The following is a 22,353-nucleotide window of genomic DNA, read 5'->3' on the forward strand; positions in this document are numbered from 1 at the left end:
TTCAGGCGCCGCAGCCCTCCCATGCTGGTGGGAAGACTCGAACAGGCCGCACCTAGACGCGCTCTGTCGCCTCCCCGCTAAACAGGCGAGGATGGGGACCAGATGATCTGTAAGCCGGGTTCTGTTCCGCTCCCGAAGAAGCGGCGACGATCATTCCTCTAGGCCGGCCATTGCTGGACGGCTCTCGCGACCTACCCGGACCCTCTCGGCCAGTGACGGCCTATCCGACGCGAGGCCGGCGCGGGGTCCCTATTCGGTCTTGCTCCAGGCGGGGCTTGCCATGCCGTCCCTGTCGCCAGGTCCGCGGTGGGCTCTTACCCCACCCTTTCACCCTTCCCGCCCCGTAGGGAGGAGGTTTGCTTTCTGTGGCGCTATCCCTGGGATCACTCCCGGTGGGCGTTACCCACCGCCTTGTCACCGTGGAGCCCGGACTTTCCTCGGCGTCCGAAGACGACGCGACCGCCCGATCATCTGGTCCGGGGTCTCTTTGACGCCGCGATGACGAACGGTCAATTGGCGATTGGGCGAAGATGGACTAAACTAAGTGGACTTAGTTCACGGAGGCCGCGATGCGGACCGTCAATATTCACGAGGCCAAGACGCACCTTTCCCGACTGGTCGAACAAGCCGCCGACGGCGAAGGCTTCATCATCGCCAAGGCCGGAAGGCCGATGGTGAAGGTAGTGCCGCTAGAGGCGCAGGAGCAGCCAGCCAAGCGACGACTGGGCTTCATGAAGGGCGAAATCAAAGTCCCTGATGACTTCGACACCATGTACGCCGAGGAAATCCAGGCGATGTTCGAGGGCAAGGATTGATCGTTCTCGCCGACACGCACGTCCTGCTTTGGGTGGCTGAAGCGCCTGAGAGGCTTTCAGAGGCAGCGCAAGATCTTCTGACGGCGGAGACAACCAAGCCCACCTTCAGCGTCGTGAGCCTTTGGGAAATCTCGATAAAACGCGCGCAGGGCAGAGCGGACTTCCAGATAGACCCTCATCGCTTTCGCCGCCAACTGCTTGGGAATGACTGGCGCGAACTACCGATTTCGTCCGATCACGCGATCCTGGCGGGAGGCCTACCCACCATCCACAAGGATCCCTTCGATCGCATGCTTTTGGCTCAAGCGATTGTGGAAGGCGCGCGCCTTCTGACGGTGGACAGCCAACTCAGACGCTATGGCGCGCCCGTTCTGTCGCTTTAGACGGATCTCATCAGCTCGGCGATCGGATGCCCGCCGAGGCCCTTGGCCGCGCCCAGACGATCGGCGTCGTTCTTGTTCTGCGAGAGCTTGAACGCGCCCTCCAGCCGCTCGACGAACAGCCGGCCACCCTGGATGCCGCGCAGCAGGGCGTCGAACTTGCCGGGCTTCATCTTGTCGCGGGTCCAGGGCGGCTTGGGCAGCAGCCGCGCCTCCTGCTGGGCCGAGAGGTCGTCGAGCAGAGCGATCAGTTCGGCGTCGTTCAGCGACGCGACCGAACCTTCGGCCTCGACGGACTGGTAGTTCCAGGTCGGTACCTGGTCGGCGCTCTCGTACCAGTCGGGGCTGATATAGGCGTCGAGCCCCGCGGCCAGCACCACCGCCCGGAAGCCCTGGGTCAGGTGTGGGGTAAGGACGTTGCCGCGCGACAGGTGGAAGTCGAGGGCGATCTCGCCGTCCAGGTCGCGGATCACGACGGGCGACTGAGCCACGAACGGTCGCCCGCCGACGCTGGCGGCGATCGTCACGAACGGATGCGCCCGCAGAAAGTCCAGCAGGACCGCGCGATCATCGACGCGAAAACGGCCGTCCGGATGCATCAGTCGGCCGCCGCGCGCAGCAGGCCCACCAGACGCGCCCGGGTTTCGCCGTCGGCGACGCCGTCGAAGCGACTCTGCAGCCAGTGACGCTGGAAGGCCGAGATCACCGTCGTGGTCCACTCGTCGTACTTGCCGGTCGGGGCGCAGTCGAAGCCCAGGCGGGTCAGGCCGGCCTGCAGCGCGAAGACGCCGGTCCCCTCCTCGCCCGGGCCCAGCGGCGCGCCGGGCGACGGGGGCGGTTCGATCCAGAGACTGTGGCCGCTTTCGGCGAGACGCTTCCAGGGGAAGAGCTCGCCCGGATCGACCTTGCGCGCGGGAGCGACGTCGGAATGACCCAGGATGCGGCTATCGGGGATCATCCAGCGCGAGCGCACGTCGGCCAGCAGGTTGATCACCGAGGCGATCTGCGCCTCGGGGAACGGGCGATAGCCGAACTCGTGGCCGGGATTGACGATCTCGATGCCGACCGAGGCCGAGTTGATGTCCTTGACGCCCTTCCAGAAAGCGGCGCCCGCGTGCCACGCGCGGCGCTCCTCGGGCACGAGACGAAAGATGCGGCCGTCTTCCTCGACGCAGTAGTGCGCCGAGACCTTGGCCTCGGGATCGCGCAGGCGCTCGATCGCCGCCTCGCCGGTCTCCATGCCCGTGTAGTGCAGCACGATCGTGTCGGGCACGGCCTTGCGGGCGTCGAAATTGGGCGATGGGGCCTCGATAAGGTTGAGACTCATTGGGCGCGGTTCCGGATCGACATCAGCAACGGCATGACCTGATTCCGCCGAAGCGCGATGATCAAGACGCCGGTCAGGGCCAGGCCGGCCCCCACGCCCATCCGCAGGTCGAAATGATCGTGGGTGACCAGCACGCCCAGCAGGATGGTGAAAAGCGGCGTCAACAGGGTGAGCGGAGCGATCAGATTGGCCTCGTAGCGCTGGATCAGCCCGTAATAGGCCGTATGGGCCACGACCGAAACCACCAGGGCCGAGAACACCACCGCCGCAACGAACGGCCAGCCGGCGGCGATCCCCGCCGTAACCTGTCCAGGCTCGATCGCCGCGCTCATCGCCGCCAGCGGCCAGATCGACGAGAAGCCGACCCAGGCCTGGAACTGCAAGGGCTTCACGCCCTCGACCTGCTTCATCATCACCGCGCCCAGCGAGCCGGCGAAGGCGGCGGCGACGATCAGCCAGAGCCCGGGCGACAGCACGAAGCCGTGCGGGCTCCACATCACCGTCACCGCCCCGGCCAAGGTCAGGGCGATGCCAAGCCCCCGCCGCCAGCGGATTGTCTCGCCCAGCATCACCATCGACAGCAGGGTGGTGAACGGCACCCCAAGCTGGATGACCACCGAAGCGGCCGACGGCGAGGCGGTCTTGAAGCCCATGAACAGCAGGGCGAAGTTCCCCGCCCCCATCAGCAGCGCCACCACCACGATCCGCCAGGTCGGCCGGGGCGCGGGCAGCAGCCAGGGCAAGGTCACCAAGGCCACCAGGGAGAAACGCACCGCCGCGTAGAACAGCGGCGGCACGCCCCAGTGGGCGACCACGATCTTGGAAATGATGTTGTTGCCCGCCCAAACCAGACAGATCAGGACGAGAAGGCCGAAGTCGCGAAGGGACATGAAGTATCCGATAGGCCGCGGTTGACGTTCGGTCAAAACGGTCGTTTGTTAGTGAACATTGTTCATATACGACCACGCCGGGTCAACCGGCGGGCGTGAAGACCGGGCGGGAAACGGAATGACCATCGAACATGTCGACGTCCTGATCGTGGGCGCGGGGCTTTCGGGGATCGGCGCGGCCTATCACCTGAAGAAGCATTGTCCCGGCAAGACCTACGCGATCCTGGAAGGGCGCGAGGCGATCGGCGGCACCTGGGACCTGTTCCGCTATCCGGGCATCCGCTCCGACAGCGACATGTACACCCTGGGCTACAGCTTTAAGCCGTGGAAGGCCGCCAAGGCCATCGCCGACGGCCCCTCGATCCTGAGCTATGTCCGCGAAACGGCGCGTGAGCACGACATCGACCGCCACATCCGCTTCAAGCACATGGTCAAGCGCGCCAGCTGGTCGACCGAAACCGCGACCTGGACGGTCGAGGCCGAGCACGACGGCCAGACGGTCACCTTCAGCTGCGGCTTCCTCTACATGTGCGCGGGCTATTACCGCTATTCGGCCGGCTATACGCCCGAGTTCGCGGGGACCGAGCGCTTCAGGGGAACGATCGTCCACCCGCAGCACTGGCCCAAAGGCCTCGACTACACGGGCAAGAAGGTCGTGGTGATCGGCAGCGGCGCCACCGCCGTGACCCTGGTGCCCGAGATGGCCAAGACCGCCGAGCACGTGGTCATGCTGCAGCGCTCGCCAACCTATGTGGTCTCGCGCCCGGCCGAGGACGGGATCGCCAACTGGCTGCGCTCCAAGCTGCCCGCCATGACCGCCTACGGCCTTACCCGCTGGAAGAACGTCCTCTTCCAGATGCTGTTCTTCAACATGGCCCGCAAGAAGCCGGAGAAGGTCAAGGAACGCCTGCTGGGCATGGTCCGCGAGCACCTGGGCCCGGACTACGATATCGAGACCCACTTCACGCCACGCTACAATCCGTGGGACCAGCGCCTGTGCCTGGTGCCGGACGCGGATCTCTTCGACTCGATCAAGTCCGGGGCCAGCTCGGTGGTCACCGACCACATCGAGACCTTCACCGAGACCGGCCTCCAGCTGAAGTCCGGCAAGACCCTGGACGCCGACGTCATCGTCACCGCCACGGGCCTGCAGATGCAGCTGCTCAGCGGCATGGAGGTCGTGGTCGACGGTAAGGTCGCCGACCTGTCCCAGTCGATGAGCTACAAGGGCATGATGTTCAGCGACGTGCCGAACCTGGCCTCGGCGTTCGGCTACACCAACGCCAGCTGGACCCTGAAGGCCGACCTGACCAGCGAATATGTCTGCCGCCTGATCAACCACATGACCCGCACGCGCACCGACTTCTGCGTGCCGCGCGTCGACGGCGAGATGGAGGTCGCGCCATGGCTCGACTTCTCGTCCGGCTACGTCACCCGCGCGATCGGCCAGTTCCCCAAGCAGGGCCTGCGCAAGCCGTGGAAGGTGCACCAGAACTACGCCCTGGACCTGGCCGCCCTGCGCCTAGGCAAGGTCGAGGACGGGGTGATGCAATTCGGGCGCAAGACCGGCGTCAAGGCCCAGCCCGCGAAGGCGACGGAAGCGGCCTGACGGGGCCTCCCTATCGCCATCCCCTCCCCGCCTTCGCGGAATGGGCGGTATCGGGGATAAAGCTATGCCTCGTCGTCGAACCCATCGTCGTCCGCCGTCGGAGCCGTCACCGGTGAGGCCTTCGGCGTCTTGCGCTTCACGAACCGCAGGGCGGTGTGCGTCTTGGAGAAGGCGCAGACCTTGGTGTCGGACAGGCCAAAGCCGCGCGCGGCGGTCAGCACGTCGGTGTCCTTCAAAGGCGCGCCCTTGCCCTTCTGGGAGACGATCCAGATCGCGCCCTTGTCGGCCAGGGTCCACATCAGGTCCTCCAGCCGGTCGAGATCGGCCAGGTCGTCGGCGGCCAGGAACAGGATTTCGACACCCTCGGCCTCATCGGCGTCGACGGGCTCGACGCGGGTCGCCAGCTCGGCCAGGAACGCCTCGTCCTCGACGCCGTCGACAACCACGGTCATGCCCGGCTTGACGCCCAGCTTGTCCAGGCGCGAGGGCGGGTTCTGGATGGCGTGCAGCCACTTATCGGCCTGACCCGGCTCCAGCGTGAAGCGCGTGCCGTCGCTCAGCACCAGGTCATCGCCCTCGGTCCGCAGGTTCTTCAGGGCGTGGCCCTGGTAGATGCCGCGATAGGCCCCGCGGAAGATCAGCTTCGGCGGCTCCCACAGCAGCTTGCCCTCGCTCTCTCCGTCCGACAGCTGCCCCCAGACGCCACTCGCTTCCTTGCCCATGACCTCAAGCGCCCTTGAACACGGGCGCGCGCTTTTCGAGGATCGCGTCGACGCCTTCCATGTGGTCCTCGGTGTGGTGGGCGATGGCCTGGGCGGCCGCGCTCATCTCCATCAAGGTGTCGTAGCTGGCGGTCTGGCCGTGCTTGAGCAGGCTCTTGGCCATGCGCAGGGCGTGCGGCGGCTGCTGGGCGATTCGGTTGGCTAGGGCCATCGCCTCGTCCATCAGGGTTTCGGCGGGCACGGCCCTGCTGATCAGCCCCCATTCGGCGGCCTTGGCCGCGTCGATCACGTCGCCGGTGAACAGCAGTTCGGCGGCGCGGCTCATGCCGATCGTGCGCGGCATCAGCCAAGCGCCGCCGTCGCCGGGGATCAGACCCAGCTTCAGGAAGGTCACGCCGAACTTGGCGGTGTCGGCGGCGATGCGGATATCGGTCATGCAGGCCACGTCGCAGCCCAGGCCGATCGCCGCCCCGTTCACCGCCGCGATCGACGGAACCTCCAGGCCGTAGATGGCCCGCACCACGCGATGGATGTTCTTGCGATAGCCGTCACGCACGGCCACGCCATTGCCGCCGAATGCGCCCTCGCGGGCCTTCATCGCCTTGACGTCGCCGCCGGCCGAGAAGGCCTTGCCCGCGCCGGTCAGGATCACGCAGCGGATGTCCTGGTCGTCATTGATCGCCTCGCAGGCGGCCGCCACCTGGTCGCCGTCGCCCGGGGCGCCCAGGGCGTTCATCGCCTCGGGGCGGTTCAGGGTGAGGATGGCGACGTGGCCGCGCTTCTCGGTGAGGATCAGGGACAAGGTGGACGCTCCTGCGAATTCTGATTTTTCCTTTCCATAGCCTGCTTTCCTTCGCCGTGCAGCCGAACTGGATCGTACAACCAGTGCGTTCACACCGATCACGAAAACGCGACTGGCGCGCTGGCGCGCGTCGACATTGACTAGGCTAAGGGACGATCACGAAGGCTGCGGTGAATGACCGAGCACGGGAAGGCCCGACACGTGTTGATTATCGAGGATGAAATCCTCGTCGCGTTCGAGGTCGAAGCCCTCCTGGCGGAGCAGGGCTTCACGAGTTTCGATATCGCCGACAGCCTGTCGGACGCCTTGGCCATGGCCATGGCCAATCCGCCAGATCTGATCACCGCCGACTATCGAATCGTCGGCGGCACCGGCGTGGAGGCGGTCGAGGCCATCCAGCGTCAGCTTGGCCGCATCCCGGTCGTCTATGTCACCGGCAACGCCGACCAGCTTCAAGGTCGCCTCACGCCCATCGTCGACAAGCCGATCTCGGCGCGCCGCCTGCGCGAAGCCTGCGTCCGCGCCGCCGCGTCCTGAGATTGTCCCCCGCCGGTCGAGGCCCTAGGCTCACGGCTCCGGGAGGACGCGATGCACCAGATCACCACCCTCGAAGCTCTCGAGGCGCTGTATCAGCCCCAGCCCGCGCCCGCCTCGACCGTAAAGGTCACGGACCACATCACCCCGCACTACGCGGCCTTGATCCAGGCCTCGCCGTTCGTGGCCCTGGCCACCGTCGGGCCCGAGGGCCTGGACTGCAGCCCGCGCGGCGACCTGCCAGGCTTTGTCCGCATCGCTGATCCCAGGACGCTGATCCTGCCCGACCGGCGCGGCAACAACCGCATCGACTCACTACGCAATGTCGTCCGCGACCCGCGCGTGGCGCTGCTGTTCCTGATCCCCGGCTCGGGCACGACCTTCCGCGTCAACGGCCGAGCGGTGCTGAGCGTCGATCCCGACCTGCTGGCCAGCTTCGCCGTCGACGGAAAGCCGCTGCGCACGGCCATGGTGGTCACGGTCGTGGAAGCCTACTTCCAATGCGCCCGCGCCATCGTCCGCTCGGGGCTCTGGAAGCCGGAAAGCCAGGTCGACCCGAAGTCCCTCCCCACGCCCGGCGCCATGCTCGCCGGCGTCACGGCCGGGGAGGTCGGCGGCGAGACCTACGACCGCGAATGGCCGGACCGCGCGGCCAGGACGATGTGGTGAGCTTCAGCTCTCCTCGATCTGGCGCTCGTCCTCGCGGCTGATCGAGACCTCCTCGAAGTCCAGCTCCTCCTGCAGGATCAGGAAGGCGTCGGCGCCGACGGACTGGGTGTCGCGCAGCGCTTCCAGCCGCTCGCGCTGGCGACGGATGGCCTTGAGGCCCAAGGTTCGTCGGATCTCCATCTCGCCGGCCCGCGGCGGAGTCTGGGTCGGGACGGCGGCGAAACGGTAGCGCCAGTGATCGGCGGCCGCGCCCGTCTTGCCCTCCAGCGCCTCGAGGGCGACGCTGGCCATGTCGGCGCGGATGCGAGCCAACTCCTCGTCGAGGCCGTTCTCGCCATCCAGGCCCAGCAGATGGACCAGCGGCGACAGGGTCAGGCCCTGAACTACCAGGGTGGCCAGCACGACGGCGAATGCGGTCAGCACGATCAGGTCGCGCTGCGGGAAGTCGCCCGGCAGGGCGAAGGCGGTCGCCAGGGTGACGAGGCCCCGCATGCCGCACCAGCCAACCAGGACGCCGTGGCGCAGGCTGGGCGTCGGATAGGCGTCGCCGCGCAGACCTGGAAAGAGCTGGGACAGCCGGATATAGGTCAGCACCCAGACCATCCGCACCACGATCAGGCAAACCACCACGGCCGCGGCGAAAGCCGCCGCTTCCATCAGGCGCTCGCGCGGCATGCCGGCGACGATGGTCCGCGCCTGCAGCCCCATCAGCAGGAAGGCCAGGACGTTCAGGAGGAACACCGACGACGTCCAGACCGCGAAGGTGTGGATCCGCATGCGCGGCGGGGTCCGCAGCCCCGCGGTGCGGGCCACGGTCATGGCGAAGGCCACCAGGCACAGCACCGCCGACAGGCCCAGGCGCTCGGCGATGATCCAGGCCCCGAAGCAGGTGACGAACTCGGCCATGGTGCCGCCCAGCGTGCCGGTGACGAAGGGATTCACCAGCCGCAGCAGGCGCGCCAGGACGATCCCCAGGATCACCCCGCCGGGCGCGGCCAGGGTCAGCTTCACGGCTAGGGCGGCGTCGATGCCGCCCTGGGCCTGGAACGCCAGCGCCGCCGAGAACAGCAGCAGGGCCGAGGCGTCGTTCAGCAGGCTCTCGCCCTTCAGCACCGCGACGGAGCCGCGTGGCAGGTTTACGCTGGTGAGGATGGCGGTGGCGGCGGCGGCGTCTGGCGGGGCGACGATCGCGCCCAGGACCAGGGCCGCGGCGATCGGCAGGCCCGCCATGGTCACGCCCAGCCACGCCACCGCGCCAGCGCTGAGGATCACCGCCACGATGGCCAGGGCGAACAGGGGCCGCCAGAGCTTGCGCGCATCGCCGATCGGAAAGTCGAAGCCTGCATCGACCAGCACCGGGGCCAGAAACAAGGCGAGCGCCGTATGCGGCTCGATCGAGATCTTCGGCGCCCCGGGAACCAGGGCGAAGCACACGCCGGCGGCGGCCAGCATGGTCGGATAGGGCACCTTCAGCCGACGCGAGACCTGCAGCAGCAGGACCGCGGCGGCCAGCAGGACCAGCAGGCTCTCGAAAAACCTCAAGCGCGGCGTCTCCGGGATCGACGCGCGAGCTTACGCGGCTGATCTCAAAACAAAAGCGGCCCTGGGCTCCCCACCCAAGGCCGCTTGAAACACATTGAGTCGCCCCAAGTCGCCTTGGAGAGCGATGCTTAGTCGTCGCGGTGGACGCGTTCGCGGCGCTCGTGGCGTTCCTGGGCTTCGACGCTCATGGTCGCCGTAGGGCGAGCATCCAGTCGAGCCAGGCCGATCGGCTCGCCCGTCTCCTCGCAATAGCCGTAGGAGCCATCCTCGACGCGGCGCAGGGCCTGGTCGATCTTGGAAATCAGCTTCCGTTGACGATCGCGGGTACGGAGCTCAAGAGCCCGGTCGGTTTCCGAGGACGCGCGATCAGCGAGATCGGCGTGATTCTCGGTTTCTTTCTGGAGATGGGCGACCGTTTCGCGAGATTCGCGAAGGATCTCCTCTTTCCAGGCCAGCAGCTTGTTCTTGAAATACTCAAGCTGCCGTTCATTCATAAAAGGCTCGTCCTCGGAAGGACGATAGTCAGACTTCTCGACAAGAACAGTGGCCGTTTGCATCAACGCCTCACGCCCCAATGAACTCAGCCCTTAAGGGCTGCGTGCTTATAGCAAAAGGTGAGCCGGGTTCAATGAACCTCGCGTGAGCGGCGCGTTCAGGTCGCGCGCCTCCCGTCAGAGGGCCGTGAACACGGCGACGACGAGTGTAAAACGCGCGAGAAAGCCAAGCGTGGCAGGCAGGAGCCAAATTCAAGGTTCCCGCCCTGGCCATGTCAGCTACGCGCCTGAAGCTTGGCCAGCTCGACGGCGGCCCGAGTTTCGATTTCATTGAGGATCCCCTCCAGGTTGGGATCGTCGGTATTGTCCCGCTGTTCGCGGATGGCCCGCGTCAGACGGTCGAGGGTGTCCGACGAGATGTCGCCGTCGATCAGTCCGACCCGCACATCGCCCAGCAGGTCGAGGATATGCTCGGCGCGGCGCACCGCGCGGCGCTTGCGCTCCAGAGGATTGCCGACCGCGCTCATCGCCTGCAGGGCCAGGAGGGCGTCGACCGACCCGACGCCGGACAGACCGCCGACCGAGGCGGTGCTTGCCGCCCCGCTGGCGGCGTTCACAGACGGAAGCGAAAAGCCCGTCGACCCGCCGGCCGGCTTGGCCCGCGACGCGCCGCTCGCACCTACGCCCCCCGTGCTGGAAACCTTCATCCGACAGCTCCAAAAAGCTCATGCGCGCGAGTCACTTATCCCGCGGTGACCCCAATATCCAACGGCGCGCTTGAAGTATGGTTAATGCCGGGCAGATTCTGCCGCGAGGCGCCGGGCGGACCATCGTCGAATCCGGAATCCCTTGAGTCACAACGATCTAGGCGGCGGCGAGGAATTGGCCCGCTTCTGGCATGGGGCGGCGCGGGGACGGTTCCCCACGACGAGATTGCCATGCCGCGTTCATTCTTTCGCACCCTGCTGACCGCCCTGGTCGCCGTCTCGGCCCTCGTAGCCGCGCCGGCGTTCGCCAAGTCGCGGATCAAGGATATCGTCGCTTTCGAAGGCGTCCGCGACAACCCGCTGGTCGGCTATGGCATCGTCGTCGGCCTGAACGGCACGGGCGACAGCCTGCGCAACGCGCCGATGACCAAGCAGAGCCTGGAAGCGATGCTGGAGCGCCAGGGCGTCAACGTCCGCGACGGCAATCTCAACACCAAGAACACCGCCGCCGTCATGGTCACGGGCAACCTGCCGCCGTTCTCGGCCGCCGGCTCGAAGCTGGACGTGACCGTGTCGACCCTGGGCGACGCCAAGAGCCTGCTGGGCGGCACCCTGCTGGTCACCAGCCTGCAAGGCGCGGACGGCCAGACCTACGCCGTGGCGCAAGGCACGGTCCAGACCGGTTCGGTCTCGGCCGGCGGCGCTTCGGGCAGTTCGGTCACCAAGGGCGTGCCGACCGCCGGCCGCATCGCCGGCGGCGGCGTCATCGAACGCGAGATCAATTTCCAGATGGTCAGCATGGACATCATGCGCCTGACCCTGCGCAATCCGGACTTCACCACCGCGCGCCGCGTCGCCGACGCCATCAACGCCAGGTTCCCCGGCTGCGCCCAGGCCCAGAACCCCACGATCATCGCCACCCGCGCGCCGGCCGGCATGGACATGATCAGCTTCATGACCGCCATCGAGAACATGGAGGTCGAGCCCGACGGTCCCGCCAAGGTGGTGATCGACGAAGTGGCCGGCGTCATCGTCATGGGCGACGACGTCCGCATCAGCAAGGTGGCGATCGCCCAGGGCAACCTGACCATCTCGGTCCAGGAAAACCCCGCCGTCAGCCAGCCGGCGCCCTTCAGCCAAGGCCAGACGGCCGTGGTTCCGCAATCGACGGTTAACGTCGAGGAGGAAAAGGGCAAGAAACTGCTCACCCTGGGCGGCTCGCCGTCGCTCAAGAGCCTGGTCGGCGGCCTCAACGCGCTGGGCGTGACGCCCCGCGACATGATCTCGATCCTGCAGGCCGTGAAGGCCGCGGGCGCCTTGCAAGCCGACATCGAGGTGATGTGATGAGCACGCTGTCGACGATCTCCACCTACGTTCCGCAGTTCGGCGCGACCGCCGCCACCCTCAAGACGGCCGCCAAGGCGGTGAAGGCCGCCGCGACCACGGCCCAGGGCGCGGTTCAGGACGCCGCCAGCGCGACCAAGGAAGCGGCCCAGCGCGCCAAGATCGCCGATACGGCCAAGACCTTCGAGGCGTCCTTCATGTCCGTGATGATGCAGCAGATGTTCGAGGGCGTGAAAACCTCGGAACCGTTCGGCGGCGGCAACGGCGAGGAGATGTTCAAGTCGGTCCTGACCGACGCGATGTCGAAGGAAGTGACCAAGGCCGGCGGCATCGGCCTGGCCGCCACGATCCAGCGCGAAATGCTGAAGATGCAAGGTCTGAAGGAGTAGCCATGGCCATCGCCGCCGTAGACGCCGACGATCGCGTCCACCAACTGACCCTGCTGACCGAACGCCTCACGGACCTGATCGCCCTCGAGGCCTCGGCCTTCGAAAGCCACCGCCCGCACGAGGCGGCGCGATATGTCGAAGAGACGGCCAAGCTGGCCAATGTCTATCGGCATGAATCTATGCGGGTGCGCCACAACCCGGCCCTGCTCGAAAGCGCTCGCGCCGAGCTGCGTCAGCGCCTGATCCGCGCCACCGAGGCCTTCGACGCGGTGCTCGCCCGCCAGGCGCGCGCCGTGAATGCGGCCAAGACGGTGACCGAGGGCCTGGTCCACGCCGTGGCCCAGGAGATCGCCAGCCAACGCGCCGCCCCGGCCACCACCTACGGCGCCGGCGGCATGGTCAATGACCGCCCGCAGCACGGCGCGGCCATCACCCTGAACCGCAAGGCCTAGAAGAACGCGAACACCCCAGCGGCCCGCGCGGCGCCATGCGGGTCGCCGTAGTCGGCCACCGGATATTCCGCCACGACGCGCAGGCGTTCGGTCGGCAGGAAGGCCCGGAACGGATCGCCGATCAGGACCACGATCCCCGCAGTCAGGCACCGCTGAAGGAAGCGCTCGACCCGTTCGGCCAGGTCCGGATCGTAGAACAGGTCTCCCACCAGCATCAGGTCGACCTCCGGCGGATCGCCGCCGGTGATATCGGACCGCGCGACCTCGACCGCCACGCCGTTGGCGGCGGCGTTCAGGCGCGTGGCGGTCACGGCGTAGGGGTCGATATCGACCGCCCTCACCTCGGCCGCGCCAGCCAGGGCGGCGGCGATGGCGACGAGGCCCGAGCCCGCGCCCAGGTCCAGCACGCTCTGGCCAGCGACGATCTCTGGATGGTCGAGGACGTGTCGCGCCAAAGCCAGGCCACCGCCCCATGGCCGCGCCCAGTAGGGCGAACCGAAGTCCGGATCGGCCTCGGCCAGGCGCGCCAGGCCGCTTCTGGGCCCCGCCCGGTGCAGACGGACCTCCGGCACGCCCGGGACGGCTTCCAGCGGCAGGCGGTCATGGATGAAGGCCTCGAGGTCGCTCGTCATGGCTCGCGGTCCACCTTAATCGTCCTCTCGACGCCGATCGTCTCGAGAAAATCGGCGTCGTGGCTGACCACCAGCAAGGCTCCGTCATAGCCGGACAGCGCCGTCTCGACGGCCTCGATCGAGGCGAGGTCCAGATGGTTGGTCGGCTCGTCCAGGATCAGCAGTTGCGGCGGCGTGACGGCGCAGAGCACGCAGGCCAGGGCCGCGCGGAGCCGCTCGCCGCCGCTGAGGGTTCCGGCGACCTGATGCGCCGCGGCGTTGCGGAACAGGAACCGCGCCAGGACTGCGTGGGCGTCGTTCTGACTCGCGGTCGGGTTCAAGCGGCGGAAATTCTCCAGAATGGTCTCGTCATCGTTCAGCAGCGCCGCCCGCTGGTCCAGCAGGGCGACCGGGACCGACAGCTTCACCTCGCCCGCCGTCGGGGCCAGCACGCCGGCGGCCAGGCGGATCAGGGTCGTCTTGCCCGTTCCGTTCGGCCCGGAGATCGCCACCCGCTCGGGCCCGGCGATGCGGAACGACAATCCGTCGATCACCGGCGTTCCGTCGGGCCAGGCGAAGGTCACCGCGTCGAAGGCCAGCACGCCGCGTCCTTCCGAAAGCCCCGACGACGGCAGGTCGAAGCCCAGGGTCCGGGCGCGCTCGACGCGGGCCTCGGCCGAGACCTTGGCCTGGGCCGCCTCCGCCGCCAGCTTCTCAGCCAGCTTGCCTTCTCGCGCTCCGCTCATCTCGGCCCGCTCGGCCATCATGCCCAGCACGATTTTCGGCGTCCCGCCCCGGTCCGCGAACTTGCGGCCGGCGGCGTCCCGGCGCTCCTTGCGCTCGCGGGCCACATGCGCCTCGCGGGCGACGCGGCGCACCTCCTTCTCGGCGTGATCAAGGTCGCGCTGGGCGGCGTCCGCCTCGGCCGCCCTGCGCTCGGCATAGAGGTCCCAGCCGCCGCCATAGGACCGCGCGCCCAGCGAGGACAGCTCGACGATCCGATCCATGCCGCGCAGCAGGGCCCGGTCGTGGCTGACCACAACGGCCCCGCCGCGCCAACGGGCCAGCACCTTGGTGACAAGGGCTCGGGCCTCAGCGTCGAGATTGTTGGTCGGCTCGTCCAGCAGCAGCACGTCGGGCTGGGCCACCAGCAGCCGCGCCAGCCCCGCCCGCGTCGCCTGACCGCCCGACAACGCCGCCGCCGGTCGCTCGGGGTCGAAGCCCGTCAGGCCGACATCGGCCAGGGCCTGATCCAGCCGCGCTGGCAGTTCCCAGTCCGCTTCGGCCAGATCGGTCTCGTCGCCCTCCCCGCGCCCGATGCGCGACAGGCGATCCCAGTCCGCGCCGACGCCCAGCAGGTCGGCCAGTCGCGCCCGGGGTGAGACGTCCGGCGTCTGTTCGAGGATCGCGACGGCGCCGGCCCGCGTGATCGTCCCGCTCAGCGGCGCGCGCGTCCCCGCGACCAACGCCAGCAAGGTGCTCTTGCCGACGCCGTTGCGCCCGACGAGACCGATCCGCTCGGCCCCGATGGAAAGGCTCAGATTTTCGAAGAGAAGCCGGCCGTCAGGCGTGGCGGCGGAAACGGCGTCCAGAGTGACGAAGGACATGCGAACCCACGGTCAGGGAAACGGGAAGGACGAAGCGGTCTTCCGTCTTGCTGATCATGAGAGCCTCCATCGACTGGGAAGGACCGGTTTCTACGCCCCGGAACGCCGGTGGGCAAGCGTGACGGGCGCCGCAAGGATCGGGTGTCGCCCCCTTCGCGATTGGCGCGACAACGCCGCCATCACGAGGAGATCACCATGGCCTACGCCGTCACCAGCCTGTCCCCCGAACCGTTCGCCGCGCTGTTCCTCCTGGACGACGAGGCCTTGGCCGCGCGGGGCGGCCGTCGCCTCATCGCCGACGCGCCCCTGGGCTTTCCCTGCCGGGTCAGCCTGGATGACGCGGAGCCGGGCGAAACCCTGATCCTGGTCAACTACGAGCACCAGAGCGCGCCGACGCCCTTCCGCGCCAGCCACGCGATCTTCGTGCGCGAGGGGGTCGAGCCCGTCGTCATGGTCGACGAAATGCCGCCCGCCCTGCGCCGCCGGATGCTGTCCCTGCGGGCGTTCGACACGGATGGCATGATGCTCGCCGCCGATATCGTCGAAGGCAGTCAGGCTCGATCGCCGATCGAAAGGCTGTTCGAGGACCCGCGGATCGCCTATCTGCACGCCCACTACGCCAAGTGGGGTTGCTACGCGGCGCGGATAGACCGGGCCTGAGGCCAGGTTCTAGGTTGGCGCCATCTCGCGCAGGACCCAGACCAGCGAGCCGATCCCGGCGCAGAACACCATCATGTCGATGATGATCGAGCGCGGCTTGGGCGCCTTAAGGGCGTCGAACGCGTCCTGCTTGGCGTCCAGCTTGGCGTTCCCGGCCTCTTTCTTGGCCATCGCTCTTTCCTTCGCATGGTCGAGCTTTTGCCCGAACCTGGGCCTTAGATCATGCGTGGGCTGAAGAACCCGCTTCCAAACAGGGTTGAGGAGAGGTTGCCGCTTCAGCGCGCTTCCCGTGTCAGCCTGCTGACATTCATTGTCAGCAGAAGCGCCGCCTCACGTGCGCGACATTTGTTCGCATGTTGTTCTTGTGTTAATTCGCGCCTTGAGCCCTACATATAGCCGCTGCGCCGCGACCAATGTCGCGGTCCAACGTTCCGGAAAACATGGCTGAGCAACTGAACTTCATCCGCGTTCGCGGCGCCCGTGAGCACAATCTGAAGGACGTCAGCGTCGACATCCCGCGCGGCGAGCTGGTCGTACTGACCGGCCTGTCGGGCTCGGGCAAGTCGTCCCTGGCCTTCGACACGATCTATGCCGAGGGCCAGCGCCGCTATGTGGAAAGCCTGTCGGCCTATGCGCGTCAGTTCCTGGAGCTGATGAGCAAGCCCGACGTCGACCTGATCGAGGGCCTGTCGCCCGCGATCTCGATCGAGCAGAAGACCACCAGCCGCAACCCGCGCTCGACCGTCGGCACGGTGACCGAGATCCACGACTACATGCGCCTGCTGTGGGCGCGGGTTGGGGTGCCCTACTCGCCCGCCACCGGCCTGCCGATCGAGAGCCAGACCATCAGCCAGATGGTCGACAAGATCACCGCCCTGCCCGAAGGCACGCGTCTCTACCTGCTGGCCCCGGTCGTCCGCGACCGCAAGGGCGAGTACAAGAAAGAGATCGCCGAGTGGCAGAAGGCCGGCTTCCAGCGGCTGAAGATCGACGGCGAATACTACCCGATCGAGGACGCCCCGGTCCTCGACAAGAAGTTCAAGCACGACATCGACGTGGTCGTGGACCGCGTGGTCACCAAGCCCGACATGGAGCAGCGCCTGGCCGACTCCATCGAGCAGGCCCTGCGCCTGGCCGACGGCCTGGCCGTCGCCGAGTTCGCCAATATCGAGGAAGGTGAGAAGGAGCCGCGGCGTATCCTGTTCTCGGAACGCTTCGCCTGTCCGGTCAGCGGCTTCACGATCGCCGAGATCGAGCCGCGCCTGTTCTCGTTCAACAACCCGGCGGGCGCCTGCCCGGTCTGCGACGGCCTGGGCGCCAAGCTGGCCTTCGACGCGGACCTCGTCATCCCCGACAAGGACAAGAGCCTGCACAAGGGCGCGGTCGCGCCTTGGGCCAAGGGCCCTTCCCCGCTCTACACCCAGACCCTCCAGGCTCTGGCGCGCCACTATGGCTTCTCGATGGATGAGCCCTGGTACAAGCTGTCGCCCGACGCGCGCGACGTGGTGCTGAACGGGTCCAAGGGGACCAAGATCAAGTTCGTCTACGACGACAACGCTCGCAAGTACGAGGTCGAGAAGCCCTTCGAGGGCGTCCTGCCGAACCTGGAGCGCCGCTGGCGTGAGACCGACAGCAGCTGGGTGCGCGAGGAGCTGGGCCGCTACCAGTCCGACACCCCGTGCGAGACCTGCCACGGCAAGCGCCTGAAGCCCGAGGCCCTGGCCGTCAAGATCGACGCCATGGACATCGCCGAGGTGTCGATGCTGGCCATCCGTCCGGCCCGCGACTGGTTCGCCAGCCTGGACGGCAAGCTCACCGACAAGCAGATGGAGATCGCCCGGCGGATCCTGAAGGAGATCAACGATCGCCTGCGGTTCCTGGTCGATGTCGGCCTGGACTATCTGAATCTCTCGCGCGGCTCGGGCACCCTGTCGGGCGGCGAGAGCCAGCGCATCCGTCTGGCCAGCCAGATCGGCTCGGGCCTGACCGGCGTGCTGTATGTGCTGGACGAGCCGTCGATCGGCCTGCACCAGCGCGACAATACCCGTCTGCTGACCTCGCTGCAGGGTCTGCGGGACCTGGGCAACTCCGTGCTGGTCGTCGAGCACGACGAGGAGGCCATCCTCACCGCCGACTACGTGATCGACATGGGTCCGGCGGCAGGCGTCCATGGGGGCGAGATTGTCGCCGAGGGCACGCCCCAGCAGATCATGGACAATCCCAAGAGCGTCACCGGCATGTACCTGACCGGCGCGCGCGAGATCGAGGTGCCCGAACAGCGCCGGCCGATCAGCAAGAAGAAGGTGCTGAAGGTCGTCGGCGCCACCGGCAACAACCTGAAGAACGTCACGGCGGAGATCCCGGTCGGGACCTTCACCTGCATCACCGGCGTGTCGGGCGGCGGCAAGTCGACCTTCACGATCGAGACGCTCTACAAGGCCGCCGCGCGCCGCCTGAACAATGCGTCGGACGCCCCCGCTCCGCACGAACGGATCGAGGGCCTGGAGCAGTTCGACAAGGTCATCGACATCGACCAGAGCCCGATCGGCCGCACCCCGCGTTCGAACCCGGCGACCTATACCGGCGCCTTCGGTCCGATCCGCGATTGGTTCGCCGGCCTGCCCGAGAGCAAGGCCCGTGGGTATGGCCCCGGTCGCTTCAGCTTCAACGTCAAGGGCGGCCGCTGCGAGGCCTGCCAAGGCGACGGCGTCATCAAGATCGAGATGCACTTCCTGCCGGACGTCTACGTCACCTGCGATATCTGCAAGGGCAAGCGCTACAACCGCGAGACCCTGGACGTGCTGTTCAAGGGCAAGACCATCGCCGACGTGCTGGACATGACCGTCGAGGAGGCCGCCGACTTCTTTAAGGCCGTGCCGCCGATCCGCGACAAGATGGAGACCCTGAAGCGCGTCGGTCTCAGCTACATTAAGGTCGGCCAGCAGGCCACGACCCTGTCGGGCGGCGAGGCCCAGCGGGTGAAGCTTAGCAAGGAACTGTCGCGCCGCGCCACCGGTCGGACGCTGTATATTCTCGACGAGCCGACCACCGGCCTGCACTTCGAGGACACCAAGAAGCTGCTCGAGGTGCTTCATGAGCTGGCCGACCAGGGCAACACCGTGGTGGTCATCGAGCATAATCTGGACGTGGTGAAGACCGCCGACTGGCTGATCGACTTCGGTCCCGAGGGCGGCGACGGCGGCGGCCAGATCGTCGCCACCGGCTCGCCCCAGGACGTGGCCAAGGTCGAGGCCAGCTGGACCGGCCGCTACCTCAAAGAGCTGCTGGACCGCCACGAGGAGCGCCGCAAGGCTCGGGTGGCCGAATTGAAGAAGGCCAAGCGGGCGTAAGAAGACAGAAGGCCCCGGAGATCGCTCTCCGGGGCCTTTCTTTTTTACCAGCCGCCGTTGGTGTCGGCGCCGGTCCGGCGATCCTTGAGTTCGCGATAGATGCTCGGCGCTGGGCCGAAGACGATCAGGGTGGTCAAGACGGTGATCAGGCCAGCGAACAGCGTCTGGACGATCCCGGCCGGGGTGAAATAGGCCTTCAGCGAGGTGGTGTCGGCGCGCAGCATCTTGCCGGTGGCGGCCAGGTCGCCAGAGGCGATCAGGCCAACGGCCGAGACTATGGTCCAGATCAACAGCACCACGATCACGCTCATAACCGCCGCCAGCAGATAGGCGCCCAGCAGCGGCCAGAAGAGACCCTTGGTCTCGGGCAGCGACCGGAACAGGGTGATCTTGCCGGTGTCGAAGGTGACCGACGAGGCGAACGACAGGCGCACCGCCAGATAGACCATGGCGCAGAACGCGCCGACGAAGCTCAGCACGCCCAGGAACGCGCCCGTGGGCCCGCCCATCGCGCCGAGGAAGCCGGCCAGCAGCGAGCCGAAGAACATCACGCCCATAAGGACCAGGCTCAGCAGCAGCCACACGGCGCTCTGGCGCAGTTCCTGTGCGCCCAGGCGAATATAGGCCGCTGCGCTGTCGTTGTGGCGCAGCACCAGCCGGTTCAGGGCCGCGAAGATCACTCCGTTCAGGATCAGGCTGTAAGGCAGCGACCATAGCGTCAGCGGCGCCAGGCTCGACAGGTGGCGTGCGAAGGTTTCCGGGTCCGGCGTGCTCGTGTCGGCCAGGTAGTCCGCGAAGGCCTGCATCTGCACGCCGAAGAACCGGATCGCGAGCACGTTGGAGATCAACGACAGCACCGTCATGCCCACGGCCCAGATGGCCACGGTCTTCAGGTTCTCCCGCACGAGCCGGAAACCGGAGAAGGCCGCGTCGGAGGCGGAGAACTTGGACATGTCGTGCTCTTCGAAGGATGGACGCCCCAAGGCTAAACAGGTTCGCGCCGCTTCGACAGGGCCGAGGCCGGCTTTATTCGCGCGGGCTTGCGGCTCGTCGACAGGCGGCTCTAGCATCCGTTTAAATATGGGAGGACACCATGAAGCTCTACGGCGAGGCCATGCCCGCGCCCAATCCGCGGCGCGTGCGGATCTTCCTGGCCGAGAAGGGCGTCGAGGTCCCGGAAATCCAGATCGGCCTGCGCCAGGGCGGCCACCGCAGCCCCGAGCACCTGGCGCGCAACAGCCTGGGCCAGGTGCCGGTTCTGGAGCTCGACGACGGAACGACGATCAGCGAGACCGTCGCCATCTGCCGCTATTTCGAGGTGCTGCACCCGGACCCGCCGCTGTTCGGCGTCTCGGCGCTGGAGCAGGCGATGGTCGAGATGTGGACCCGGCGCATCGAGCTGCGCCTGACCGTGCCGGTCGGCATGTTCTGGCGCCACGCCCATCCGTTCACGGCGCATCTGCTGAAACAGAACAGGGAGTTCGGCGAGTCGAACCGCGAGGTCGTCGAGAACATCCAGCTGTGGCTGGACCGCGAGATCGCCGATGGCCGTCCCTTCCTGACCGGCGACACCTACACCATCGCCGACATCGCGGCGCAGACGACCTTGGATTTCGCCAACTTCACGGGCCTGTCGACGCCGGCCGAGGCCAAGCACGTCCTGGCCTGGCGCGAGCGGATGGCGGCGAGGCCCAGCGCGGGCGCTTGATCCGCGTCCTTCGACGAGGTTTCAGCCCCGCGAAAGGTCCTAGTCGTGCAGGCCCGCGTCGATCTCGTCCTGATTCAGCTGGGCGAAGGCCCGGGCCGGCGCGGCGACCAGGATCACGGTCTGCAGGGTCAGGAAGATCGGCGCCAGCAGCAGGTTGGCCAGCAGCATCAGGATCAGGCGCGGGTGGCTGGCCACCACGTCGCCCGCGCCGGTGTCGACCCCGCCGCTCAGCACGTTGCCGATGATCGACGACACCGTCGTTCCGATGACCGAGACCAGGGCCGCCAGGACGATGGCCAGGACGTACATGCCCAGCAGGCGCAGGAACTGGCCGTGGGTCTGGACCCAGGCCTCGCGGATGTCGATGTGGTGATGTGAGAAGGCGTGCGGGCCCAGCAGCGACAGGCGCACGGCCACCCATAGCGACAGGCCGATCACCGCCAGGGCGCCCAGGGTCGCGAACCAGCCCGCCGCCGCGCCCGACAGCAGCGACGCGCCCAGCACCACCGCCCCGGACGGGATCACCGTCACCCCCAGGGCCGCGGCCCAGGTGATCAGCGACACGATCAGCAACTGCAGCTCCTCCTTGCCCAGCCGCAGATAGGCGAAGCGATCGTTGGCGGGATCCACCACCGAGCGAATGACCGCCGCCTGCAGCACCGAGGCCAGGAACAGGGCCACGGCGATCAGCACCACCATCACCCCGCCCAGATGCGTGACCAGATCGAGGATCTCGCGCGGATCGGCCGAGCCGGCGCGTCCGGCCAGGGCCGCCCGGCCTTCGTCGCCCAGCACGATCTTGGCGAACAGGCCCAGGATCGGGAGCATGACCAGCGAGAAGGTCGCCCAGGCCAGCACCGCCAGAGGCTTGCGCCGCATGGTCTGGAGGCCTTCGAGCGCGGCGTCGACGGGGCGGACGGACATCTAGGCTTCCTGCGTGACCGCGCTCGCGCGGTAGAAATGGGCCAGCGCGCCGGCCCAGGCCGGCATGGCGTAGAAATAGGAACCCGCCGCCAGGATCGCCGCCGCCGCCAGCCCCTGGCCCGGCGCGAGGGCCAGCAGCGCGCTGAGCGCGAACAGCGGGACGGCGATGGCCAGGCCGACGACGAACAGGGTGGGCACGCGGCCCTTGGTCAGCGGAAAGGCGCTCAGCACCCGAACGCCAGACTGTTCGACCGTGGCGGGGGCCGACAGCGACAGGCGCAGGCTCAGCCAGATCAGGATCGCCAGGCTGGCCAACGGGACCAGGCTGAGCACGAAGCCGGCGGGGCCGGCGCTGGCGAAGGCGCCCTTCCACCCGTCGATCGTGCCGGGATCGAAGTTGGGCGCGGCGGTGCGGGCCACGCCCAGGGCGACACCGCCGACGATGACCATCAGGATCGCGCCGATCAGGCAGAGCAGGGCCAGGATCATCAGTTGAGCGGCCAGCAGCCGCCACTCGTCGCGGCCCCACCGCAGGCCCTTGAGGCCCATGTCGCGACCGAAAGCGCGCCGGAACAGCGCGCCTTGGGCGATGACGATGGGCAGCAGGGCGCCGATGATCTTCAGGCCTGGAGGCAGGAAATCGGCCGCGACGCTGACCACCGCCGCGGCGGCCAGGGCCGCCCAGCAGTCGCGCACGGCGCTGGCCACATCGGAAAGGCCCGCGCGCAGGGTCGCGCCGATCGCCGCCGATCCGTCCGTCATCCGATCAAGTCCCTCTTGCGCGCCGAGTCGCCGCGATCCGCGCAATCTATGGCCT

Annotated in this window: 26 protein-coding genes and 1 other RNA gene; 11 read left to right on the top strand and 16 right to left on the bottom strand. The window is 67.6% G+C overall.

The window, feature by feature from the left end:
- Nucleotides 1–94: 94 nt before the first annotated feature.
- Nucleotides 95–475: RNase P RNA component class A (gene rnpB, locus EIK80_RS23620), an RNA gene on the bottom strand.
- A 94-nt stretch (nucleotides 476–569) separates the two neighbouring features.
- Between rnpB and EIK80_RS23625 the strand changes: the two genes are divergently transcribed.
- Together EIK80_RS23625 and EIK80_RS23630 are read left to right on the top strand one after the other, a co-directional pair.
- Entirely contained in the window at nucleotides 570–815 is a 246-nt protein-coding gene (locus EIK80_RS23625; protein ID WP_125159462.1) for a type II toxin-antitoxin system Phd/YefM family antitoxin, read from the top strand.
- On the top strand, nucleotides 812–1,198 hold the full coding sequence (locus EIK80_RS23630) for a type II toxin-antitoxin system VapC family toxin (RefSeq protein ID WP_125159463.1): 387 nt from the start codon (nucleotides 812–814) through the stop codon (nucleotides 1,196–1,198). Before EIK80_RS23625 ends, EIK80_RS23630 begins: the two co-directional genes overlap by 4 nt.
- Here the strand turns inward: EIK80_RS23630 and EIK80_RS23635 are convergent.
- Genes EIK80_RS23635 through EIK80_RS23645 form a run of 3 tightly spaced genes read right to left on the bottom strand, consistent with a single transcriptional unit; the run spans nucleotide 1,195 to nucleotide 3,412 of the window.
- The gene (locus tag EIK80_RS23635; protein WP_125159464.1) at nucleotides 1,195–1,794 is read right to left on the bottom strand and encodes an FMN-binding negative transcriptional regulator; all 600 of its coding nucleotides are present in this window, start codon (nucleotides 1,792–1,794) and stop codon (nucleotides 1,195–1,197) included. The genes EIK80_RS23630 and EIK80_RS23635 overlap by 4 nt on opposite strands.
- A complete protein-coding gene (locus EIK80_RS23640; protein ID WP_125159465.1) occupies nucleotides 1,794–2,522 on the bottom strand; it encodes an N-acetylmuramoyl-L-alanine amidase in 729 nt (242 codons plus the stop codon). Before EIK80_RS23640 ends, EIK80_RS23635 begins: the two co-directional genes overlap by 1 nt.
- Nucleotides 2,519–3,412, bottom strand: coding sequence for a DMT family transporter (locus EIK80_RS23645; protein ID WP_125159466.1), 894 nt, complete (start codon nucleotides 3,410–3,412; stop codon nucleotides 2,519–2,521). Before EIK80_RS23645 ends, EIK80_RS23640 begins: the two co-directional genes overlap by 4 nt.
- A gap of 118 nt (nucleotides 3,413–3,530) precedes the next feature.
- Between EIK80_RS23645 and EIK80_RS23650 the strand changes: the two genes are divergently transcribed.
- The gene (locus EIK80_RS23650) at nucleotides 3,531–5,021 is read left to right on the top strand and encodes an NAD(P)/FAD-dependent oxidoreductase (RefSeq protein WP_125159467.1); all 1,491 of its coding nucleotides are present in this window, start codon (nucleotides 3,531–3,533) and stop codon (nucleotides 5,019–5,021) included.
- A 62-nt stretch (nucleotides 5,022–5,083) separates the two neighbouring features.
- On the opposite strand, the gene EIK80_RS23655 is transcribed toward EIK80_RS23650, so the two are convergent.
- Together EIK80_RS23655 and EIK80_RS23660 are read right to left on the bottom strand one after the other, a co-directional pair.
- Nucleotides 5,084–5,743 (bottom strand): DUF3052 family protein, encoded by a 660-nt coding sequence (locus EIK80_RS23655; protein WP_125159468.1) that lies wholly within the window; start codon nucleotides 5,741–5,743, stop codon nucleotides 5,084–5,086.
- A gap of 4 nt (nucleotides 5,744–5,747) precedes the next feature.
- Nucleotides 5,748–6,545: a crotonase/enoyl-CoA hydratase family protein gene (locus tag EIK80_RS23660; RefSeq protein WP_125159469.1), complete on the bottom strand. Its 798-nt coding sequence runs from the start codon at nucleotides 6,543–6,545 to the stop codon at nucleotides 5,748–5,750.
- 174 nt (nucleotides 6,546–6,719) lie between these two features.
- Between EIK80_RS23660 and EIK80_RS23665 the strand changes: the two genes are divergently transcribed.
- A complete protein-coding gene (locus tag EIK80_RS23665) occupies nucleotides 6,720–7,082 on the top strand; it encodes a response regulator (protein ID WP_125159470.1) in 363 nt (120 codons plus the stop codon).
- Nucleotides 7,083–7,133: 51 nt separating this feature from the next.
- Nucleotides 7,134–7,748 carry a pyridoxamine 5'-phosphate oxidase family protein gene (locus tag EIK80_RS23670; protein WP_125159471.1) on the top strand — a complete coding sequence of 205 codons (615 nt, stop codon included), beginning with the start codon at nucleotides 7,134–7,136 and terminating at the stop codon, nucleotides 7,746–7,748.
- 3 nt (nucleotides 7,749–7,751) lie between these two features.
- Here the strand turns inward: EIK80_RS23670 and EIK80_RS23675 are convergent, their stop codons facing one another.
- From EIK80_RS23675 to EIK80_RS23685, 3 genes are all read right to left on the bottom strand, one after another.
- Complete coding sequence (locus EIK80_RS23675) at nucleotides 7,752–9,290, bottom strand: sodium:proton antiporter (protein ID WP_125159472.1); 1,539 nt, start codon at nucleotides 9,288–9,290, stop codon at nucleotides 7,752–7,754.
- 128 nt (nucleotides 9,291–9,418) lie between these two features.
- Nucleotides 9,419–9,847, bottom strand: a complete 429-nt coding sequence (dksA, locus tag EIK80_RS23680; RefSeq protein ID WP_125159473.1) for an RNA polymerase-binding protein DksA — start codon at nucleotides 9,845–9,847, stop codon at nucleotides 9,419–9,421.
- Nucleotides 9,848–10,059: 212 nt separating this feature from the next.
- Nucleotides 10,060–10,491, bottom strand: coding sequence for a flagellar assembly protein FliX (locus tag EIK80_RS23685; RefSeq protein ID WP_125159474.1), 432 nt, complete (start codon nucleotides 10,489–10,491; stop codon nucleotides 10,060–10,062).
- Nucleotides 10,492–10,722: 231 nt separating this feature from the next.
- Here EIK80_RS23685 and EIK80_RS23690 point away from each other — a divergent pair, with 231 nt between their 5' ends.
- Genes EIK80_RS23690 through EIK80_RS23700 form a run of 3 tightly spaced genes read left to right on the top strand, consistent with a single transcriptional unit; the run spans nucleotide 10,723 to nucleotide 12,676 of the window.
- The gene (locus EIK80_RS23690) at nucleotides 10,723–11,835 is read left to right on the top strand and encodes a flagellar basal body P-ring protein FlgI (RefSeq protein ID WP_125159475.1); all 1,113 of its coding nucleotides are present in this window, start codon (nucleotides 10,723–10,725) and stop codon (nucleotides 11,833–11,835) included.
- A complete protein-coding gene (locus tag EIK80_RS23695; protein ID WP_125159476.1) occupies nucleotides 11,835–12,224 on the top strand; it encodes a rod-binding protein in 390 nt (129 codons plus the stop codon). The genes EIK80_RS23690 and EIK80_RS23695 overlap by 1 nt, the downstream gene beginning before the upstream one ends.
- A 2-nt stretch (nucleotides 12,225–12,226) precedes the next feature.
- Nucleotides 12,227–12,676 (top strand): flagellar basal body protein, encoded by a 450-nt coding sequence (locus tag EIK80_RS23700; protein ID WP_125159477.1) that lies wholly within the window; start codon nucleotides 12,227–12,229, stop codon nucleotides 12,674–12,676.
- Here the strand turns inward: EIK80_RS23700 and EIK80_RS23705 are convergent.
- The 3 genes from EIK80_RS23705 to EIK80_RS23715 are packed head-to-tail and all read right to left on the bottom strand — an operon-like array spanning nucleotide 12,673 to nucleotide 14,964.
- A complete protein-coding gene (locus EIK80_RS23705) occupies nucleotides 12,673–13,308 on the bottom strand; it encodes a methyltransferase (RefSeq protein ID WP_125159478.1) in 636 nt (211 codons plus the stop codon). The genes EIK80_RS23700 and EIK80_RS23705 overlap by 4 nt on opposite strands.
- Entirely contained in the window at nucleotides 13,305–14,894 is a 1,590-nt protein-coding gene (locus EIK80_RS23710) for an ABC-F family ATP-binding cassette domain-containing protein (protein WP_125159479.1), read from the bottom strand. Before EIK80_RS23710 ends, EIK80_RS23705 begins: the two co-directional genes overlap by 4 nt.
- The gene (locus EIK80_RS23715) at nucleotides 14,851–14,964 is read right to left on the bottom strand and encodes a hypothetical protein (RefSeq protein ID WP_125159480.1); all 114 of its coding nucleotides are present in this window, start codon (nucleotides 14,962–14,964) and stop codon (nucleotides 14,851–14,853) included. The genes EIK80_RS23710 and EIK80_RS23715 overlap by 44 nt, the downstream gene beginning before the upstream one ends.
- Before the next feature lie 125 nt (nucleotides 14,965–15,089).
- Between EIK80_RS23715 and EIK80_RS23720 the strand changes: the two genes are divergently transcribed.
- Entirely contained in the window at nucleotides 15,090–15,554 is a 465-nt protein-coding gene (locus tag EIK80_RS23720; RefSeq protein WP_125159481.1) for a DUF1203 domain-containing protein, read from the top strand.
- Between the two features lie 9 nt (nucleotides 15,555–15,563).
- Here the strand turns inward: EIK80_RS23720 and EIK80_RS26485 are convergent, their stop codons facing one another.
- Nucleotides 15,564–15,725, bottom strand: a complete 162-nt coding sequence (locus tag EIK80_RS26485) for a hypothetical protein (protein ID WP_199743604.1) — start codon at nucleotides 15,723–15,725, stop codon at nucleotides 15,564–15,566.
- Between the two features lie 269 nt (nucleotides 15,726–15,994).
- Here EIK80_RS26485 and uvrA point away from each other — a divergent pair, with 269 nt between their 5' ends.
- The gene (uvrA, locus tag EIK80_RS23725) at nucleotides 15,995–18,904 is read left to right on the top strand and encodes an excinuclease ABC subunit UvrA (RefSeq protein WP_125159482.1); all 2,910 of its coding nucleotides are present in this window, start codon (nucleotides 15,995–15,997) and stop codon (nucleotides 18,902–18,904) included.
- Between the two features lie 44 nt (nucleotides 18,905–18,948).
- Here uvrA and EIK80_RS23730 read toward each other — a convergent pair whose 3' ends face one another.
- On the bottom strand, nucleotides 18,949–19,857 hold the full coding sequence (locus EIK80_RS23730) for a hypothetical protein (protein ID WP_125159483.1): 909 nt from the start codon (nucleotides 19,855–19,857) through the stop codon (nucleotides 18,949–18,951).
- Between the two features lie 140 nt (nucleotides 19,858–19,997).
- Here EIK80_RS23730 and EIK80_RS23735 point away from each other — a divergent pair, with 140 nt between their 5' ends.
- Nucleotides 19,998–20,612 (top strand): glutathione S-transferase family protein, encoded by a 615-nt coding sequence (locus EIK80_RS23735; RefSeq protein ID WP_125159484.1) that lies wholly within the window; start codon nucleotides 19,998–20,000, stop codon nucleotides 20,610–20,612.
- 39 nt (nucleotides 20,613–20,651) lie between these two features.
- On the opposite strand, the gene EIK80_RS23740 is transcribed toward EIK80_RS23735, so the two are convergent.
- Complete coding sequence (locus tag EIK80_RS23740; protein WP_125159485.1) at nucleotides 20,652–21,536, bottom strand: hypothetical protein; 885 nt, start codon at nucleotides 21,534–21,536, stop codon at nucleotides 20,652–20,654.
- Entirely contained in the window at nucleotides 21,537–22,298 is a 762-nt protein-coding gene (locus tag EIK80_RS23745; RefSeq protein WP_125159486.1) for a hypothetical protein, read from the bottom strand. It abuts the gene before it with no gap.
- Between the last annotated feature and the right edge of the window lie 55 nt (nucleotides 22,299–22,353).

Origin of the sequence: Caulobacter sp. 602-1 (genome assembly GCF_003931565.1) — a bacterium.
Taxonomy (GTDB): domain Bacteria; phylum Pseudomonadota; class Alphaproteobacteria; order Caulobacterales; family Caulobacteraceae; genus Caulobacter.

Bases quoted from the DNA above. Each gene is read 5' to 3' on its own strand.
- EIK80_RS23625 (WP_125159462.1), top strand. From the start codon at position 570: ATGCGGACCGTCAATATTCACGAGGCCAAGACGCACCTTTCCCGACTG.
- EIK80_RS23635 (WP_125159464.1), bottom strand. From the start codon at position 1,794: ATGCATCCGGACGGCCGTTTTCGCGTCGATGATCGCGCGGTCCTGCTG.
- EIK80_RS23640 (WP_125159465.1), bottom strand. From the start codon at position 2,522: ATGAGTCTCAACCTTATCGAGGCCCCATCGCCCAATTTCGACGCCCGC.
- EIK80_RS23645 (WP_125159466.1), bottom strand. From the start codon at position 3,412: ATGTCCCTTCGCGACTTCGGCCTTCTCGTCCTGATCTGTCTGGTTTGG.
- EIK80_RS23650 (WP_125159467.1), top strand. From the start codon at position 3,531: ATGACCATCGAACATGTCGACGTCCTGATCGTGGGCGCGGGGCTTTCG.
- EIK80_RS23655 (WP_125159468.1), bottom strand. From the start codon at position 5,743: ATGGGCAAGGAAGCGAGTGGCGTCTGGGGGCAGCTGTCGGACGGAGAG.
- EIK80_RS23665 (WP_125159470.1), top strand. From the start codon at position 6,720: ATGACCGAGCACGGGAAGGCCCGACACGTGTTGATTATCGAGGATGAA.
- EIK80_RS23670 (WP_125159471.1), top strand. From the start codon at position 7,134: ATGCACCAGATCACCACCCTCGAAGCTCTCGAGGCGCTGTATCAGCCC.
- dksA (WP_125159473.1), bottom strand. From the start codon at position 9,847: ATGCAAACGGCCACTGTTCTTGTCGAGAAGTCTGACTATCGTCCTTCC.
- EIK80_RS23685 (WP_125159474.1), bottom strand. From the start codon at position 10,491: ATGAAGGTTTCCAGCACGGGGGGCGTAGGTGCGAGCGGCGCGTCGCGG.
- EIK80_RS23690 (WP_125159475.1), top strand. From the start codon at position 10,723: ATGCCGCGTTCATTCTTTCGCACCCTGCTGACCGCCCTGGTCGCCGTC.
- EIK80_RS23695 (WP_125159476.1), top strand. From the start codon at position 11,835: ATGAGCACGCTGTCGACGATCTCCACCTACGTTCCGCAGTTCGGCGCG.
- EIK80_RS23700 (WP_125159477.1), top strand. From the start codon at position 12,227: ATGGCCATCGCCGCCGTAGACGCCGACGATCGCGTCCACCAACTGACC.
- EIK80_RS23705 (WP_125159478.1), bottom strand. From the start codon at position 13,308: ATGACGAGCGACCTCGAGGCCTTCATCCATGACCGCCTGCCGCTGGAA.
- EIK80_RS23710 (WP_125159479.1), bottom strand. From the start codon at position 14,894: ATGTCCTTCGTCACTCTGGACGCCGTTTCCGCCGCCACGCCTGACGGC.
- EIK80_RS23715 (WP_125159480.1), bottom strand. From the start codon at position 14,964: ATGGAGGCTCTCATGATCAGCAAGACGGAAGACCGCTTCGTCCTTCCC.
- EIK80_RS23720 (WP_125159481.1), top strand. From the start codon at position 15,090: ATGGCCTACGCCGTCACCAGCCTGTCCCCCGAACCGTTCGCCGCGCTG.
- EIK80_RS26485 (WP_199743604.1), bottom strand. From the start codon at position 15,725: ATGGCCAAGAAAGAGGCCGGGAACGCCAAGCTGGACGCCAAGCAGGAC.
- uvrA (WP_125159482.1), top strand. From the start codon at position 15,995: ATGGCTGAGCAACTGAACTTCATCCGCGTTCGCGGCGCCCGTGAGCAC.
- EIK80_RS23730 (WP_125159483.1), bottom strand. From the start codon at position 19,857: ATGTCCAAGTTCTCCGCCTCCGACGCGGCCTTCTCCGGTTTCCGGCTC.
- EIK80_RS23735 (WP_125159484.1), top strand. From the start codon at position 19,998: ATGAAGCTCTACGGCGAGGCCATGCCCGCGCCCAATCCGCGGCGCGTG.
- EIK80_RS23740 (WP_125159485.1), bottom strand. From the start codon at position 21,536: ATGTCCGTCCGCCCCGTCGACGCCGCGCTCGAAGGCCTCCAGACCATG.
- EIK80_RS23745 (WP_125159486.1), bottom strand. From the start codon at position 22,298: ATGACGGACGGATCGGCGGCGATCGGCGCGACCCTGCGCGCGGGCCTT.